Source organism: Brassicibacter thermophilus, from assembly GCF_055378355.1.
Window position 1 is genome coordinate 2,475,821 of sequence record NZ_AP042446.1, and the last position, 18,325, is coordinate 2,494,145.

Consider the following 18,325-nt stretch of genomic DNA (forward strand, 5'->3'; position numbering starts at 1 on the left):
ATTCTTCTTATATGAAAAGCAACGATACCCCTAATACTGTAACAACTGCTCCAAATATCTCTTTAGGTGATACTTTTTCTTTCAAAATAAGTATTGAGGAAGGTATGATAAGTACTGGAACTATAGATGTTATGGTAGAAACAATTCCTGTAGTGGTATACTGTATAGCTAACAAATTAAAAGACACCCCTAAAAATGGTCCAAATATAGATCCTATTGTTATATACTTCATAGCATTTTTATTTTTTAAAGCTTCTTTTAACTTGTCCCATCTTTTCATACAAAAGAAAACTACAGTAAATCCTATGATCCCTGTTATTATACGGATTTGTGTAGCAGCAAAGGGATTATAATTTTCCATCCCCATCTTACTGAGCACTAATCCTGAAGATTGCCCCAGTGCACCTATAAATGCATAAGATATGCCTTTTACAGAATATGAAAACTTTAAATTCTTCCCTTCTGGATTTCTCATTAAAACAACTAAAGCAATACCCGAAATAGTTATAATCATACCTATGAGATTTAAAGTTGTAAGTACTTCTCCCATAGTTATATATCCTAAAAATGCTGTAATAGGTGGTACTAAAGCCATTATAAGCATAGAAATCCTAGAACCAATTTCCACATATGCTTGAAATAAAAACATATCCCCAATTACAAAACCTACAAGTCCAGATAAACTAAGATAAAACCATGCTTTAGGTGCAGCATCTAATGGTAAAAACATCCCTCGCGTAAAAGTCGTATACAAACTGATTAAAATAAATCCTATTATCAGTCTTATATAATTTACTGATAATGATCCTACCTTCCTACCAGCTAACTCAAACGAAGTAGCAGTAATAGTCCAAAACACTGCAGTAATAAGTGCTGTAATTTCTCCAAAATGTGCCTGAATCATATCATAGCCCCCATTTTTTTAAGTTTAGATACTCTAAATATACGAACAATATTATTATAACAGTTTTTGTTTGTTGGGTGTAATTTTTTTGTGGTGAAATAAAAGTGCACTAAAAAACCCCACAGGTAAGTCTAGTTCAACTTTACCCATAGGGCTCTTTTAAATTCTAAACTTCATTTGATTCATTTACTACTTTAACTGTAAATGTGTCTATTGATATTAATTTTCCATTATCTTCTAGGTTTCCATCATACCACTCTATTGTGTATTCATAACTAGTTTCAGAAGATATAGGTATCCAATTACCCGTGCCTTCTTTAAATTCTCCATTCTCATCCACTTCTTTTGCTACTTTATGATACCAATATACTCCTGTATTGCCTGTAAATTTACTCACTTCTTGTACTCCACTATAATCATAGTCTGGTACCCAACTTAATTTCCCGCTCCATTTAACATAAGTTGCATTTTCACTTGGGCGTGCCACACCTACTGCATAATAACCAACGCCTAGTGTTCCACCTTCACCCGGTCTTTGTGCTTCTAGATTTCTTTTAGCTTCTCCTGTAATGTATCCATTTATATCAAGTTTATAATTTAATGTTAATGTTACTTTGTACATTGAGCCTTCGTTGATTACTACGAAAAACTCATAGGTTCCACTTGCTTTATATTTCTTAAACCACAATGTTTCGTCTGTGTTTGGTGTTAATTCTACTCATTTACCTTCACTGTCTTTTTGTGCTATTAGCTTTACTTCTTCTTTTAAGGATACTCTATCTTCGCCATCTTTTAATTCGTATTCTACACATGTGTCATTAGTACCTGGTCTATTTCCTTCTTTTCCTGTTGCTGTGAATTCTACTGCATTTATTTCTTTATTCCAATCTAATGTTGCTGTGTATGTTTCTCCTTCTGTTGTTACTACTATTTCTGTTGTTACTACTATGTATACGTAGTCTCCTTCTTCTTTTTCTACGTTAAACCATAGATATGATCATTGTCGTCTCCTACGGTTAGTGCTTTTACTTCTGTTGCATTTGGTTCTAATACTGTCATGCTCTCAATGTTACTTGCTACTAAGCCTATTTGTTTTCCTTAGTTATCTTTTAACCTGTAACCTTCATAGATTACTCCTTCGTGCATTCCATAGCTTTCTATTGATTCTAAGCTTGCTTCTTTTGCTGGTGCTTTCGATTTTACTGTTACTTCACATGTAGCTGTTTTGCCACCATCTTCTGTTGTTACTGTTATTGTTGCTTCACCTGGAGATATTGCTGTTACTAACCCGTCGCTTGCTGTTGCTACACTTTTATAACTGCTTGACCATGTCACACTCTTATTTGTTGCATTTTCAGGCTCAATTGTTGCTGTTAATGTTTCTGTTTTACCTACTGTAATTTCTTCTTCATCTTTTTCTCTCATAATTACTGTTTCAATATCTTCATTATCTATTTGGAATGTGTCTGTAACAGTTTTATATACATCATGTGTTACTGTATAGTTATATTCTCCACTTGTAAGTTTTATTATTGCCTCACCATTATTGTCAGTAAATATTGAGCTATCATTAATTCCTTCAATTGTTATTTCTGCATTTAGTATATAATAGTACAATTCATCTGCAACAGTTTAGTTATATACTTCAAACATAACTGTGAATGTAACATTGTATATTTCTACTGGTATTATTTATTTTTTATATTCAACTTTAACTTCATTTGAAAGGTCGCTTTCTAATTCCAAACCATCTTTATCATACTGTATAAGTACATATATACTATATGTTTCACCATTCTCAAATATTTTTTCTAAATAATTAACATTAAAAGGTATTTTTATCATTTTATTATCTATATCTTCTTGATATATACTAGTATGAATTTTGTATGTGTATAATATATCATGGGCAATATCTTTAAAAATGTAGAGAACTACATTATAGCCATCTAACCTGTATTCTCCATTTTCATCCTTTATGACTCCACCTGTACCAGTGCCTTTTGGTAATTCTACATCTAAGAATATAACCCTGCATTCTTCACATTCGCCAGTTACTGAGTCTAATTCTTCTTTGGTTAATACACCATCATGCCATATTTTATCAGTTTGATTTTCTAAAGGTACGATTGTAGGACTTTCTGGTATTACTGTTACTTCACACGTAACTTTCTTGTTTCCATCTTCAGTTGTTACTGTTATGGTTGCTTCACCTAGAGCTACTGCTGTTACTAACCCATCGTCACTTACTGTTGCTACACTTTCATCACTGCTTGACCATATTATATTCTTATTTGTTGCATTTTCAGGCTCAATTGTTGCTGTTAAAGTTTTTGTTTTGCCCACTTTAAGTGTCAATTTTTCAATACTAATACTAACACTATTTACTGGAACTTCATCTTTATTTCCTTCTTTCATAATTACTTCTATATCAATATCTTTATCGTTTATTGTGAAATCGTCCCTATAAGTTTTATATACATCATGTGTTACTGCATAGCTATATGTTCCACTTGCAAGTTCTATTGTTGCCTTACCATTATCATCAGTAGATATTGGGTCATCATTAATTCCTTCAATTGTTATTTCTGCATTTGGTATATAATAGTACACTTTATCTGCAGCAGTTTGGTCATATACTTCAGACTTAACTGTGAATGTAACATTGTGTGTTTCTACTGGTATTATTTCTTCACTATATTTAACTTCAACTTTTTCTGAAAGGTCACTTTGTAATACTAAATCATCTTTACCATATACTATACTTGCATAGATACGATATGTTTTACCATCCTTTAATACTTTCTCTAATTTTTTAACAGAAATACGCATTCTCTTCATATTATTATTTATATCTTCTTCACATATTCCAATATGTGCTACGTATAATTTATTGTATCCAATATCTTTAAAAAAGTAGAGAACTACATCGTATCCATCTAACCTGGATTCTCCATCTTCATCCTTTATTTCTCTACCTGTACCAATGCCTTTTGGTAATTTTACATCTAAGTATATAGCCCTATCTTCTTCAGGTTCTCCTGTTATTGAAGCTAATTCTTCTTTGGTCAATATACCATCATGCCATCTTTCATCAGTTTGTTCTTTTAAAGGTACAATTGTAGGACTTTCTGGAATTACTGTTACTTCACATGTAGCTGTCTTATTTCCATCTTCTGTTGTTATTGTGATTGTTGCTTCACCTACACCTACTGCTGTTACTTTTCCGTTATTGTCTACTTTTGCTATATCTGGATTATCGCTTGACCATGTTACATTCTTATTTGTTGCATTTTCAGGCTTAATTGTTGCTGTTAAAGTTTTTGTTTCGCCTACTGTAAGTGTCAATTTTGAAGGATTAATACTAATACTACTTATTGGGACTTCATCTTCATCCTCTTCTTTTTCTTCCATAATTACTTTTATATCAATATCTTTATCTTCTACTGTAAATGTATTATTATCTGTAATAGCCTTATAAGCTTCATGTGTTACTGTATAGTTATATGTTCCACTTGCAAGTTTTATTGTTGCCTTACCATCATCATCTGTAAATATTGTTTCATTATTTATTCCGTTACCATCAATTGTTATTTTCGCACCTGGTATATAATAATATATTTCATCTGCAACTGTTTGGTCATATACTTTAGACATGGCTGTGAATGTAACATCGTGTGTTTCTACTGCTGCTTCTTCTATATATTGAACTTTAACTTTTTCTGAAAGATCACTTTCAAATTCCAGGCCATCTTTACCATATACTATACTTGCATAGATACGATATATTTCTCCGTTCTCTCTTTCTTCAAACATTTTCTCTAAATCATTAACAAAAATAGGTGTTTTCATAATATTATTGTCAGCTATATCTTCTTTATCTATAGAAGAATGTGTTTCATATAATATATTGCGTTCAATATCTTTAAAGTAGAGAACTACCTCGTATCCATCTAACCTATATTTCCCATCTTCGTCCTTTATGTCTCTACCTGTACCAATACCATATGGTATTTTTATATCTAAGAATATATCCCTACATTCTTCACATCCGTCAATTCCAGTTATTGAGGCTAATTCTTCTTTGGTCAATATACCATCATGCCATCTTTCATCAGTTTGTTCTTTTAAAGGTACAATTGTAGGACTTTCTGGAATTACTACTACTTTACATGTAGCTGTCTTATTTCCATCTTCTGTTGTTACTGTGATTGTTGCTTCACCTACACCTACTGCTGTTACTAATCCATCGTTGCTTACTGTTGCTACATTCTCATCACTGCTTGACCATGTTACTGCTTTGTTATCTGCATTGCTTGGTTCTACTGTTGCTTCTAATTGTAATGTCTCTCCTACTGTTAATTCTGCTGATGTCTTATTTAATGTTACTCCTGTTACTTTTACTTCTTCTGAAGGTGTTGATCCTCCACCTGAAGAACTACCTCCACCTGAAGAACTACTTCTACCACTAGACTTTTCTTCTTCATCAGCTTCTTTGCCTTCTTCAATTGCTATTTCTTTACCTTTTTCTACTTCTTCACCATTTACTACTACATCTTCGTTTGCTTGAAGGCTTTCTATATTCCCTTCACCAGTTATTTCAACATCAGGAGCATTTACTACTGCATTTTCTATAGTAGCACCCTCAGCTAGTTCAATATTTGCTCGCCCGTTTATTTGTAAGTTTTCTATAGTTACTCCTTCACCTATAACTACTATTGTATTTTCATCTACTATTAAACTAGGAATAGTCATATCTCCACTTAATACTATTCTTACATTTTTCTTAGTTTTAGCTACTTTTATTTCACCAAGAGAAGAATTGTTTATGTGTATACTATTTTCTCCTCCACCTCTTACAAAAGTCTTTCCTTTTACTGTAACTCCATCAAGGGTTACATCTCCATCACCAATTCCTTCTGCTAAATACAAATCACCGTTTATTGTCATATCTTTTAAAGTTACATCTGTTGTATTTACTACAACATTTCCATTTACATTTTCTGTATAACTACCTGATACATTGTACAATGCTGATGCTGCATTTGATATCATTTTTACTGCTTCAGCACGAGTAAGTTTGTTTTCAGGTCTAAATGTTCCATCTTTGTAACCTGATACAAAACCTTTATCACATATTACGCCTACATAGTTTTTTGCCCAAGTAGCTATACTACCATTGTCTTTAAATATAGCCCATGAATATGATTTTTCTTCATCAAGTCCAAAGGCAATAGCCATAACCTTTGCTGCTTCTTGTCTTGTTATTTCACCATTAGGTCTTATGGTATTGTCTGGATATCCATTAACATATCCAGCCTCTATAGCTTTCTGTATTTCACCATAGTACCAATCAGTATTCTTTACATCACTAAAAGATATTTTAGCCTTATCAGAATAGCCAAATACCTTGTTTATAATCTTAAAAAATTCTGCCCTTGTAATAGTCTTGTCAGGTTTAAATTCACCATCTGGATATCCTGATATTACTCCCTTTGATGTTAGATATTCGATTTCATTTTTTGCCCAATGATTAGAAATATCTGGTATGTCTGCAAATGATACTATACTCATTGATAAGACCATAATCAATGAAAGTAATACAGAAAAAATTTTTCTAAAAATCTTATTATGCATTGACATTACTCCTTCCTTTTTATTTTTTGTTATGTTGGTCTAAGATAAATATATTTAATTATTTTGTCCATCACCTCCTCAAAAAAACAAGCCTCACTCATAAAGTATTACGAGTAAGGCTTGCTTCAAGCTGCAAAGTGCTTCTTTCCACCTGCCATTCTAAGAATTTTTCTCAAAAAACATTGTACAGCATAAGCTATCATCTTCTATATCACAATCAAAGTAAATCTTAGATATTTTCCTATTTGTTTTTTCCTCAATTTCTTTTTTTATCATATCTTTATATTCATTAACTATTTTTCTTCTTATCATTTTAATATAATATTTACCTTCATCATCTACTGCAACATTTTTCTCTAATGGAGTAAGATAATCTTTACAATATACTATAGCATAGTCATCTGAAGTAATTACTTTAGCTAACCTAGGGCCTTTATTGAAATTTTTGGCCATAAATGATTTGAAACAGTCTTCAATTTCTTTTCTTAAACTTAATTCATTATATAGAACAGCTCCCATATATTTTCATCTCCTTGCCCAATCTTTAACTAGCATGCAGAAGGCTACATCTAATCAAAGATTTAGATAAAAAATTAGACGATAATCAATATTTATTGATCACATCTAATGTTTTAACGATGAATAATATGTATTGTGCTTTTTTGCGTTTTTGTGCTGGCTTTATAAAAAACTTTTCTTTTAGACTTTAATTTAATCATTTTATGAAAACATTTGTATTATATAATATTTTAATATATAAAAATCTTACTACAAAATATTGTCTTTGTAGTAATTTTGTTAAATTCTTTACTATTATTCATTATTATGTTATGTATATATAACGATTTTTGTAGAATTTTGTGAATATCATTAGTTAATATCTCACTTGTATTATAGCACCATCAATAATTTTAGTAAAGATATCCAAATATATTATTTTTATATAAGGAAGAAATTTGAAAGGTTTAATAAAATACTTTAAAACACAATTCTACAATTTATAAAAAACGGATATCTCCCACAAATAATGTGTGGAAATATCCGTTTATATTCTTAATCTTATTTCATTTTCCTATTTATTCATTAATTTCTCAACTACCTCATCTACTGAAAGCTTTGACTGTTCACCAGTACTCATTTCTTTAAGAGTTAACATATTACTATTAACTTCTTCTTCACCAATGATTATAACATACGGTATGCCTAGTTTGTTAGCATAATTAAGTTTTTTCTTTAGCTTAACATTTTCCATATATACTTCAGATACTATTTTGCTATTTCTAAGTTTACCTGCTACACTAATAGAATAATCTACACAATCCTCATCCATTGGTACTACTAAAACCTCAGTCATGGTAGAAGGCAAATTCATAAGATCTCCTAAGATACCTGTTTCCTTAAGCTGAGAGAAAAGTCTAGTAAGACCTATAGATATGCCTACGCCAGGTAACTTTTGCTTAGTATAGTATTCTGCTAGATTATCATATCTTCCTCCTGAACATACTGAGCCTATTTCTGGATGGTCATTTAAGAATGTTTCATAAACTGTACCAGTATAATAGTCTAATCCTCTAGCTATTTTTAAATCAATAACAAAGTTCTCCTCGGGTACTCCAAAAGTTCTTATATAATGTACAGTTTTTGACAATTCTTCTAATCCAAGTTCAAACTCTGAAGATGAAATTCCTAGTTTATTTAAGTTAAGTAATATATCGTCATTACTTCCCTTTATCGCAATAAATTCCATTATCTTTGATATAGCTTCATCTTCTACTCCTATTTTATGTAATTCTTCTTTTACAGATTCTGCCCCTATTTTGTCTATCTTATCTATTATCCTCAATACATCTGCTTTATTATCTATACCTAAATAATTAAAAAATCCGTTCAATATCTTCCTGTTATTAATGTGAATAGTAAAAGATTTAAAGCCTAGGTCTTTAAAGGTAGAATATATTATACTAGGTATTTCAGCGTCATTGATAATACTCAAACTTCCATTTCCTATAATATCTATATCACATTGATAAAACTCACGATATCTACCTTTTTGGCTTCTCTCTCCCCTATATACCTTTCCAATTTGATACCTTCTAAAAGGAAAAGTAATATCAGGCATATGCTGTGATACGTATCGAGCTAAGGGCACAGTCAAATCAAATCTAAGAGCCATGTCTGTACCACCCTTAGTAAATTCATATATCTGCTTTTCTGTTTCTCCACCACCTTTAGCAAGCAATACCTCAGCCTTTTCTATAACAGGTGTATCTAAAGGAATAAACCCACATTTTTCATAATTATCTCTTATAGTATCTTTCATCTTATTAAACAAAATCTGATCAGCTGGCAATAGTTCCATAAAACCCGGTAAAATAGAAGGCTTAACAATATTCTTTTTCATTTTCATTCCTCCAGTTCAACTAGCAAGTGGGGACGGTTCTTGCTTGCTACCCACTTGTTATGATTATTCCAATTTCTTAATTAATATATTATCAAAAATATTAATTTAATCAAGTACAAATCAAAAAGACGGCTCTGATGATATAAATATATCATCGGAACCGTCCCCAGTTTTTATTCTGATTTTATTCTACAGGAACTAGTATCTTTTGTCCTGGGAATATTAAGTGTGGGTTAGTAAGCTTGTTATATTCAGCTAATTTTTCCCATGTAGTATTAAATTTCTCAGCAATCTTCCACAATACATCTCCAGCTTTTACTACATAAGTTTCTTCTTTAACTTGTTCTGTTACTTCTTCTACTGGCTCAACTACAGGTTCCTCTACTACTTCAGGTGCTTCTTTTACAGTAAATCTTCCTTCTACAGTTTGATCTATAACGCCTAATTCGCTAATATAGTCCATAACTATTTCGTCTAGTGCTGGATATAATGCAATTTCTTTGCATCCTACAAACATTTCATATCCATCTCCACCTGCTGCCATAAAATCATTTGTAGCTAATTTATAATTTTTATTTAAATCAATAGGTTCTCCTTGTATCTTAACATCTGTTACTCTATTTCCAACTTCCTTTGATAAGTCTAGTGTAAATGTCATTCCTCCAACTTGTGGGAAAGCTCCTTTTGTTTCAGGGTATGATGATGTACCGTGCTCTAAAGCCTTTACTATATCTTCACCTTTTACTTCTAATACTGTTAACTGGTTCCCAAATGGTAAAACTGTTATGACATCAAGTTTAGTTATTTTCCCTGCTTCTATAGATGCTCTTATTCCTCCACCATTTGTTATAGCAAGATCAGCACCACTTGCTTTAATCATTGCATCTGTTATAATGTTTGCTAGATTAGTTTCTCCTGCTCTTACATGTTCTCTTTCACCATCTAATTTTACTTTAGTTTCACCTATTTCAACTGAAGTTATTTCGTTATTTGCTTCTTCTATGCCTTCGATAAATGCTTTAACTTCAGCGTCTTCTTCTAATTCTGCTGCTTCTTCCTTAGTAAATAAACTTGCAGTTTTATTTACTACTTTCCCGTCTTTTATTTCTATATTTACTATTCCTAAGTTTTTGTCATATTCTCCAGTTTGTACTATTAATGTATCACCAACTAATTCCCCTTCTGGTAATACACTATGGCTGTGACCATCAACGATGACATCTATTCCTTCTACATTTTTTGCTATATCAGAACTTTTAACTTCGCTGTCTTCATCTAATCCCACGTGAGATAAACATATTATCATATCTACTTCTTGCTCTTTTAATTCTTTAACTATTTCTTTTGCAGTTTCTACTGGGTCTAATATATCTAATCCTTCTGTATTTTTAGGATGAGATTTATATTTTGTTTCTGGAGTAGTTACTCCAAATATACCTATCTTCATTCCACCTAATTCTTTAATTATGTATGGTTTTAATATAGTTGAACCATCTTCTTGCTTTTTAACATTAGCTGCTAATACTGGAAATTCTGCTTTTTCAGCTAATTCTAATAATCTATCAGCACCATAATTGAAGTCGTGATTTCCTGGTACCATAGCGTCATATCCCATAAGATTCATAAGTTCTACTACTTTTTCACCTTTTGAAATTGTAGCTATAGGTAATCCGTGCAATGTATCACCAGCATCTAAGAAAAGTACATTAGGATTATTAGCTTTAATTTCTTTTACCTTAGTTGCTATTTTAGCAAACCCCATTCCATCATACTTGCCTTCTAATAATCTAGCATGAGTATCATTGGTATGAACTATAGTTATAGTACTTGTTGCTTCAGCATCTTCAGCAAAAACTGTTCCTTGAATAGGAATGATAAGCATACTTAATACTAATGCAATAGATAAAATAAATGAAAATAATTTTTTGTTGCCAAAACTCATTATTAATCCTCCCTTTTAATTAAAATTTAAATAAAAAAATTACACAATTACCTAATATTTAATAATATATATAATTATGTAATTTAACCAATTAATAAATATAGAAGTATATTTAATACTTCTATATTTATTATAAATATCCTCTTTTAATTTAGTTAATTCTATATAAAATCTTTTAAGTAAAGACCTAAAAATTTAAGAAATTTCCTCAATTATCTTAATTATATTATTTAGATATCCAATCTGCTAATTCTTTACATGTAATATAAATATGCTTATTTAATGCACCATCAAACTTTACAATATTCCCATCAATACCTGAAAATTTAATTCTATAAGGGAATACTGTCCTATGTGTTCCATCTGCAACTAATAAGTAATATCCTTGATTGTCTAATTCTTCTGTTAATCTAAAATTGCCTACCCATTTATCATAATCCTCATCATTGTTGCCTTCTTTTGATACTTCTATAACTTTAGCTCCATTTTCATTTATGTAATATGCAACTGATAAATTAGGAATACTAAATGTTTTACCATTTGGTGTTCCTTTAAACTCTACAAGTTCAGCTACAGCTTCTCCTAATGTATTTGAGTCTTCATCATCTATTTGAGTAGCAAATATTTCTATCTTTACGTTTCCTGTTTTACCTTGAAATTCTATATCGTTATCAGAATGAGGCCAGCTAACTTCTATCTTAAACTTTTCTACATCTAAATCAGGAATAAATTCATTTTCCTCTAACAATACCCATTCTTCATTTACAAGTCTCTTTATCTCAACCATTACAGGACTAGAACTATCTTCTGGAAATAATTCGCCGTCTTTATACAATTGTATATTATACTTAACTGGTACTTCAGTACCTGTTTTATCTACTTCAAAATAAAATGCCTCGAATGGTTCTATTCCTGGATACAAAGGTTTATTTTCAAAATTAAATTCTGCATCTCCAATTAAATTTCCTTCCTTGTTTACTGCCTTAACAGTAAATTTTGCTGTTCTAAATACATTATTATTGCTCGTAAAAGTTGATGTATAATATGCAAATGTCCCAATACTAACTCCAGCTACTAATAATGAAATACATAAAATAATAATAACAATTTTTCTTTTCATTTAAATACCTCCTTGTACAATAAGACTTTTTATTAATTTTTTAAAATAAAATGATATCTTATAACTTGTACATATATATGTCATACAAATATTAATTATTCGCACAAATTTCAAAAAATAAAAAACAAGAGGTATTCTACTAACCTAAAAATTACCTCTTGTTTTTTTTAGTAAAATTATGAAATTATATAATAAACTTTTAAACTTGTTATCCCTATAGGAAAATGACTTTAACTCTTAATTTATTATACTCCATTATTCATCTTTGGCAGCTGCTATTTCACTACAAAATTTACAGTTTATTTTATCATTGTTTCTTATGTAAGTTGGTACAATCTCTTCTATGTAATCTTTAAGCTCTTCTACACTACATTCATTAATAACACCTTTTAATTGTTCTAATGATTTCATTAGAAGCTTATAATCAGTAAATACAGGCTTACCTATGAATATTTTTTTATGATCAGTAGATTTAATACCCTCTTCATCTAACAATAATTCTTCAAACAACTTCTCACCAGGCCTCAATCCTATTATCTCTATAGGAATATCCACATTTGGTTCAAATCCTGAAAGGCGAATCAAATCTTTTGCAAGGTCTAATATCTTAACTGGCTCACCCATATCAAGTATAAATATTTCACCACCCTTTGCCATAGCACCAGCTTGGATAACTAATTGTGCTGCCTCAGGTATAGTCATAAAGTACCTTATCACTTCCTCATGAGTAACAGTCACAGGCCCACCTTTCGCTATCTGCTTTTTAAATAATGGTATAACACTTCCATTGCTTCCCAACACATTTCCAAACCTTACAGCGACAAATTCCGTTTCACTTACAGTATTCATAGATTGTATGATCATTTCACACATTCTCTTTGAGGCTCCCATTATATTAGTAGGATTTACAGCCTTATCAGTAGATATCATAACAAACCTTTTAACACCATATTTATTAGCAGCTTGAGCAACATTTAACGTCCCAAATACATTATTTTTTATTGCTTCCTTTGGATTATCCTCCATCAGTGGTACATGCTTATGAGCAGCTGCATGAAATACTACATCTGGACTTATTTCTCTAAATATCTCTTCTATCCTCTCTTTATCTCTAATAGAAGCTATTACAACCTTCAAATTCAATCCTTCATCTCCTTCATTATGTATATTATAGATCGATTTAAGCTCATTTTGTATTTCATAAGCATTATTTTCATATATATCTAATATAACTAGCTGTGATGGATGAAATTTAGCTATTTGCCTACATAGCTCAGAACCTATAGACCCTCCTCCTCCAGTAACTAACACCTTTTTACCTTTTAAATAACCGCTTATTTCTTCAATATCAAGCTTAACTGGCTCTCTTCCTAATAAATCTTCTATCTCTACATCTCTTATTTGACTAACACTAACCTTACCGTCTATAAGTTCATACATCCCCGGCAATATTTTTAACTTGCATCTTGTTTTTTTACTTTCTTCAACTATTTGACGTATTTCTTTTCTGCTAGCTGATGGTATAGCAATAATAATCTCATCAATACTTTTTTTTACAGCTACACTAGGAATATCTAGTCTTGTACCTAATACAGGAACTCCATTTATCATTTTGCCTTGCTTTTTAATATCATCATCTATAACTGCTACAGGCTCACTGTTTAATTGTACATGGTTCTTAAGCTCTCTTATTACTAAAGCGCCAGCGTCACCACCGCCTATTATCATTACTTTTTTAAGTTTTTTTCTACCAGGAGCATGTATAATATCATTTTGTCTTATCCTTTTCATAGCCCTATAGCTAAATCTACTACCCCCTATAAATACCATATCAAGTAACGTAGCTATTACATATATACTACGAGGAAAATGAACACTGTATAGATATAAATAACTAATAACGCCAGCATTTGATATGATTATTGAAGCAATCACTTTTATTAGTTCTTCTACACTAGCATATCTCCAAAGGCTATTATATAAATTAAAGAAATAAAAAACGCTAATCTTTATAACTGTAATAGCAAATACATTTTGTAAAAATGTATGTATGTATTGAGCATCTATATTACCATCAAATCTTAAATAAAAAGCTGCATAATAAGAAAAGCTAATTAAAATAGTATCAATTAATAATAATAAAAATGTCTTTGACTTCTTTTCCATAAAAACTGTCCCCTTCTGTATTTTTGTTATTATATTTGATCACCAATTGATTTCTCATTATGCATATTATACCACATGATTTTATTTATTTATATTAAAAATAAACAAAATCATGCCTCAGTCTTTTTTACAGCGTCTGCTACTGCTCTTACGACTTCCTTATTAAAGGGACTTGGTATAATCATGTCAACATTTAACTCTTCTTCTTTAACTACATTTGCTATAGCATAAGCAGCTTGTATTTTCATCTTCTCTGTTATTTTTTTAGCCCTTATATCTAATGCTCCTCTAAAAATTCCAGGAAATGCCAGTACATTATTTATTTGATTAGGAAAATCGGACCTTCCAGTACCAACAATAAAAGCTCCAGCTTCTTTCGCATCCTCTGGCATAATCTCAGGTATAGGGTTTGCCATAGCAAAAATAATAGGCTTTTCATTCATGGTTTTTACCATTTCTTTTGTTAAGCAATTTGCTGATGAAACTCCTATAAAAACATCTCTATTTTTTATTATATCTTTTAGCTTACCTTCTTCTAAATTTTTATTTGTCATCTCAGCTATTTCTCTCTTAATAGGGTTTAAATCCTGTCTTTTTACTGATATAGCTCCCTTTCTATCACATAATATTATATTTTTTACTCCTACATTCAATAACAGCTTTGCTATTGCTATTCCTGCTGAACCTGCACCGTTGATAACTATTTCTAAATCACTAAATTGCTTTTTTGCCAATTTTAATGCATTAATCAGTGCAGCTAATACTACTACTGCTGTACCATGTTGGTCGTCATGAAAAACTGGTATATCCAATTCTTCATCTAATCTTTTTTCTATTTCAAAACATTTAGGTGCTGCTATATCTTCTAGATTTATTCCTCCAAATACTGGTTCTAGCATTTTTACAGTTTTTATTATTTCTTCTACATCTTTAGTATTCAAACATATTGGAAATGCGTCTATATCCGCATATGTCTTAAATAATACAGCTTTTCCTTCCATTACAGGAATAGCTCCATAAGGTCCTATATCTCCTAATCCTAATACAGCAGTTCCATCACTTATGACTGCCACAGAATTTCCTTTAAAAGTGTATTCATAAACTTTATCTTTACATTTTTCTATTTCTCTGCAAGGCTCTGCAACTCCAGGTGTATATGCTGTAGATAAATCATCCTTTGTTTCTATTTTAACCTTGCTTTGTATGCTAACCTTACCTTTGTTATTTCTATGCATTTCTAAAGACAATTTATTGTAATCCTTCATTTGATTTATCCTCCTTACCCTATTTTGAAATATCGTATAAATTATTTCCATAAATATCTATACAAACTATAAGAGGTAAGTTTTCTACTGTTAATCTTCTTATAGCTTCAGTCCCCAAATCTTCGTATGCTATTACTTCACTTTTTTTTACTGAACTAGCAATTAATGCACCAGCTCCTCCAACTGCTACAAAATATACTGCTTCATTCTCTTTCATACCTTCTATTACTTCTTTACTTCTAAAACCCTTCCCTATCATACCTGACAATCCTAATTTTAGCAAAGGAACAGTCATATTGTCCATTCTATAACTCGTTGTCGGTCCAACAGAACCAATTGGATTTCCAGGTCTTGCAGGAGTTGGTCCAGCATAATATATTATGGCATCCTTTATATCAAATGGTAACTTTTCACCTTTACTCAGTGCATTCATCATTCGTTTGTGAGCAGCATCTCTTGCTGTATATATTTCTCCTGTCAAGGATACTATATCTCCTGCTCTAAGCTGTCTTATAGTTTCCTTATCTAAAGGAGTTTTTATCTGTTTTAAATCCATACTTACACCTCTCATATTTATATTTTATATAATTATTGTGCTATGCCTTGAAGAATGACAATTAATATTTACTGCAACAGGTAAACCAGCTATATGAGTAGGATAAGACTCTATATGTACATCTAAAGCAGTCGTATTTCCTCCTAATCCTTGAGGTCCTATCCCTAAAGAATTAATTTCTTTTAAAAGTTTATCTTCTAGCTCTGCTAAATGCTTTAATTTATTCCTTGAACCTATTTTTCTTATTAATGCACGTTTTGATAAATTAGCGGCTTTGTCCATTGTTCCACCAATGCCTACTCCTACAATTATAGGAGGACATGGATTAGGTCCTGCTTTTTTTACTGTATCTAGTACAAAGTCTATTACACCATCTACTCCATCAGAAGGCTTGAGCATCTTTATACGACTCATATTTTCACTGCCAAATCCTTTAAACATAAGATCAATTTTAACCCTATCTCCAGATACTATATCGTAATATATAACTGCTGGGGAATTATTTTTCGTATTGTTTCTTATAAGGGGGTCTTCAACTACTGATTTCCTTAAATACCCTTCTTTATATCCTTCTATAACGCCGTTATTTATGGCATCTGTAATATTCCCATTTACAAAATGAACATCTTGGCCGACTTCTACAAAAGCAACTACCATCCCTGTATCCTGACATAAAGCTATATTATTTTTTCTAGCCACTTCTGCATTTTTCACTATCATATCTAGAACCATCTTGCCAACTGAAGATGTTTCTCTATCTTTTGCATTTATTATTGATTCTTCCACATCCTTTTCTATGTATATATTTGAAGATATACATTTTTGTGCTACCAATTTTTTTATACGTCTTACATCTATTTCTCTCATCTTCACACTCCTTTCTTTCTAGGTAACAAAATTTTACAAGTTTAAATTTTTGTACGACTTTTTTTGGACTTTTTTCCTTTTAAATTCAATTAAAAGTCCAAAAAACCGGAGTTAAAAAATTTATAACTTGCAAAACTTTAAAAAAGCTGCTGGATATTTTATTACCAGCAGCCTATAAATTTCTACCTCTTAATTACCTCATGTCTTTTTGGACCATTTGTAACAATCGTAACTGGTATTCCCAATGCCTTTTCTATATACAATACATAGTTCTTACAATTTTGAGGCAACTTATCAAAATCAGTTATACCACGAATATCTTCTTTCCAACCAGGTAAATATTCTAAGACAGGTTTAGCCTTTTCTAAAACAGCATTAGTTGAAAAACTATCTGTAACCTTTCCATCTATTTCATAGGCTACACATACTGGAATAACATCAAGATAACTTAAAGCATCTAATACTGTTAATGCTACATCTGTAGCCCCCTGAACTTGGCAGCCATATCTAGAAGCCACAACATCAAACCATCCCATTCTTCTAGGCCTTCCTGTAGTTGCTCCATATTCTCCTGCATCTCCACCTCTTTGTCTAAGTTCTTCTGCTTCATCTCCAAATATTTCACTAACAAAAGGTCCTGCTCCTACAGCACTTGAATATGCTTTAACAACGGCTACTACCTTATCAATTTTGTATGGAGGAATGCCTGCTCCAACTGTAGCAAAGCCAGCCAAAGTAGATGATGATGTAGTAAATGGATATATCCCAAAATCAGGATCTTTTAACGCACCTAATTGTCCTTCGAGAAGAATGTTTTTGTTTTCAGAAATTGCTTTTTGCAAATAATCAAATGTATTGCAAACATATGGTTCAATCTTTTCCTTATAACCCATAAGCTCATCAAACAATATGTCTGGATCAAGAAGAGGTTTATGATATAAATGTTTTAACAACACATTTTTAATCTCACAAATCATCTCCAATTTTTCTTTAAGCTTTTCAGGATAAAACAATTCGGATATTTGTATTCCTATTTTGGCATATTTATCTGAATAAAATGGTGCTATACCAGATTTAGTTGAGCCAAATTTCTTTTCTTTAAGCCTTTCCTCTTCATATCTATCAAAAAGAATGTGATAAGGCATAAGAACCTGAGCTCTATCTGAAATCAATACATTTGGGTTAATACCTTTTTCCTTAAGAGAATTTATCTCTTCCAAAAAATAAGGAATGTTTAATGCTACACCATTACCTATAATATTAGTAACATGATCAAAAAATACTCCTGATGGTAATAAATGTAATGCAAACTTGCCATATTCATTGATTATAGTATGTCCTGCATTGCTTCCTCCTTGAAATCTGATAACTATATCCGATTCCTCAGCAAACATATCAGTAATCTTACCTTTACCTTCATCTCCCCAATTAGCTCCAACTATTGCTCTAATCATAATATTCCTCCTA

General features: G+C 31.2%; 14 protein-coding genes. 1 reads left to right on the forward strand and 13 read right to left on the reverse strand.

Annotated elements, in window-relative coordinates; translation table 11 throughout:
• Positions 1-7: 7 nt before the first annotated feature.
• Positions 8-904, reverse strand: a complete 897-nt coding sequence (locus tag ACZ41D_RS11880) for a DMT family transporter (protein WP_464151623.1) — start codon at positions 902-904, stop codon at positions 8-10.
• 166 nt (positions 905-1,070) lie between these two features.
• Complete coding sequence (locus ACZ41D_RS11885) at positions 1,071-1,592, reverse strand: hypothetical protein (protein WP_464151624.1); 522 nt, start codon at positions 1,590-1,592, stop codon at positions 1,071-1,073.
• A gap of 10 nt (positions 1,593-1,602) precedes the next feature.
• On the opposite strand from ACZ41D_RS11885, the gene ACZ41D_RS11890 reads away from it, so the two are divergent.
• On the forward strand, positions 1,603-1,863 hold the full coding sequence (locus ACZ41D_RS11890) for a hypothetical protein (RefSeq protein WP_464151625.1): 261 nt from the start codon (positions 1,603-1,605) through the stop codon (positions 1,861-1,863).
• A 139-nt stretch (positions 1,864-2,002) separates the two neighbouring features.
• On the opposite strand, the gene ACZ41D_RS11895 is transcribed toward ACZ41D_RS11890, so the two are convergent.
• From ACZ41D_RS11895 to ACZ41D_RS11945, 11 genes are all read right to left on the reverse strand, one after another.
• Positions 2,003-2,521 (reverse strand): Ig-like domain-containing protein, encoded by a 519-nt coding sequence (locus ACZ41D_RS11895; protein ID WP_464151626.1) that lies wholly within the window; start codon positions 2,519-2,521, stop codon positions 2,003-2,005.
• Positions 2,522-2,596: 75 nt separating this feature from the next.
• Positions 2,597-6,541 (reverse strand): Ig-like domain-containing protein, encoded by a 3,945-nt coding sequence (locus tag ACZ41D_RS11900; protein ID WP_464151627.1) that lies wholly within the window; start codon positions 6,539-6,541, stop codon positions 2,597-2,599.
• Between the two features lie 159 nt (positions 6,542-6,700).
• The gene (locus ACZ41D_RS11905) at positions 6,701-7,060 is read right to left on the reverse strand and encodes a Na-translocating system protein MpsC family protein (RefSeq protein WP_464151629.1); all 360 of its coding nucleotides are present in this window, start codon (positions 7,058-7,060) and stop codon (positions 6,701-6,703) included.
• A gap of 553 nt (positions 7,061-7,613) precedes the next feature.
• Positions 7,614-8,942, reverse strand: a complete 1,329-nt coding sequence (gene hisS, locus ACZ41D_RS11910) for a histidine--tRNA ligase (protein WP_464151630.1) — start codon at positions 8,940-8,942, stop codon at positions 7,614-7,616.
• Positions 8,943-9,126: 184 nt separating this feature from the next.
• On the reverse strand, positions 9,127-10,884 hold the full coding sequence (locus ACZ41D_RS11915) for a 5'-nucleotidase C-terminal domain-containing protein (RefSeq protein WP_464151631.1): 1,758 nt from the start codon (positions 10,882-10,884) through the stop codon (positions 9,127-9,129).
• Between the two features lie 226 nt (positions 10,885-11,110).
• A complete protein-coding gene (locus ACZ41D_RS11920) occupies positions 11,111-12,004 on the reverse strand; it encodes a hypothetical protein (protein WP_464151632.1) in 894 nt (297 codons plus the stop codon).
• A gap of 255 nt (positions 12,005-12,259) precedes the next feature.
• Positions 12,260-14,170: a polysaccharide biosynthesis protein gene (locus ACZ41D_RS11925; RefSeq protein ID WP_464151633.1), complete on the reverse strand. Its 1,911-nt coding sequence runs from the start codon at positions 14,168-14,170 to the stop codon at positions 12,260-12,262.
• Between the two features lie 110 nt (positions 14,171-14,280).
• Entirely contained in the window at positions 14,281-15,435 is a 1,155-nt protein-coding gene (locus ACZ41D_RS11930; protein ID WP_464151634.1) for an NAD(P)-dependent malic enzyme, read from the reverse strand.
• 19 nt (positions 15,436-15,454) lie between these two features.
• Entirely contained in the window at positions 15,455-15,991 is a 537-nt protein-coding gene (locus tag ACZ41D_RS11935; protein ID WP_464151635.1) for a Fe-S-containing hydro-lyase, read from the reverse strand.
• A 24-nt stretch (positions 15,992-16,015) separates the two neighbouring features.
• Complete coding sequence (locus ACZ41D_RS11940; protein ID WP_464151636.1) at positions 16,016-16,858, reverse strand: fumarate hydratase; 843 nt, start codon at positions 16,856-16,858, stop codon at positions 16,016-16,018.
• Between the two features lie 182 nt (positions 16,859-17,040).
• Positions 17,041-18,312 (reverse strand): adenylosuccinate synthase, encoded by a 1,272-nt coding sequence (locus tag ACZ41D_RS11945; protein ID WP_464151637.1) that lies wholly within the window; start codon positions 18,310-18,312, stop codon positions 17,041-17,043.
• Between the last annotated feature and the right edge of the window lie 13 nt (positions 18,313-18,325).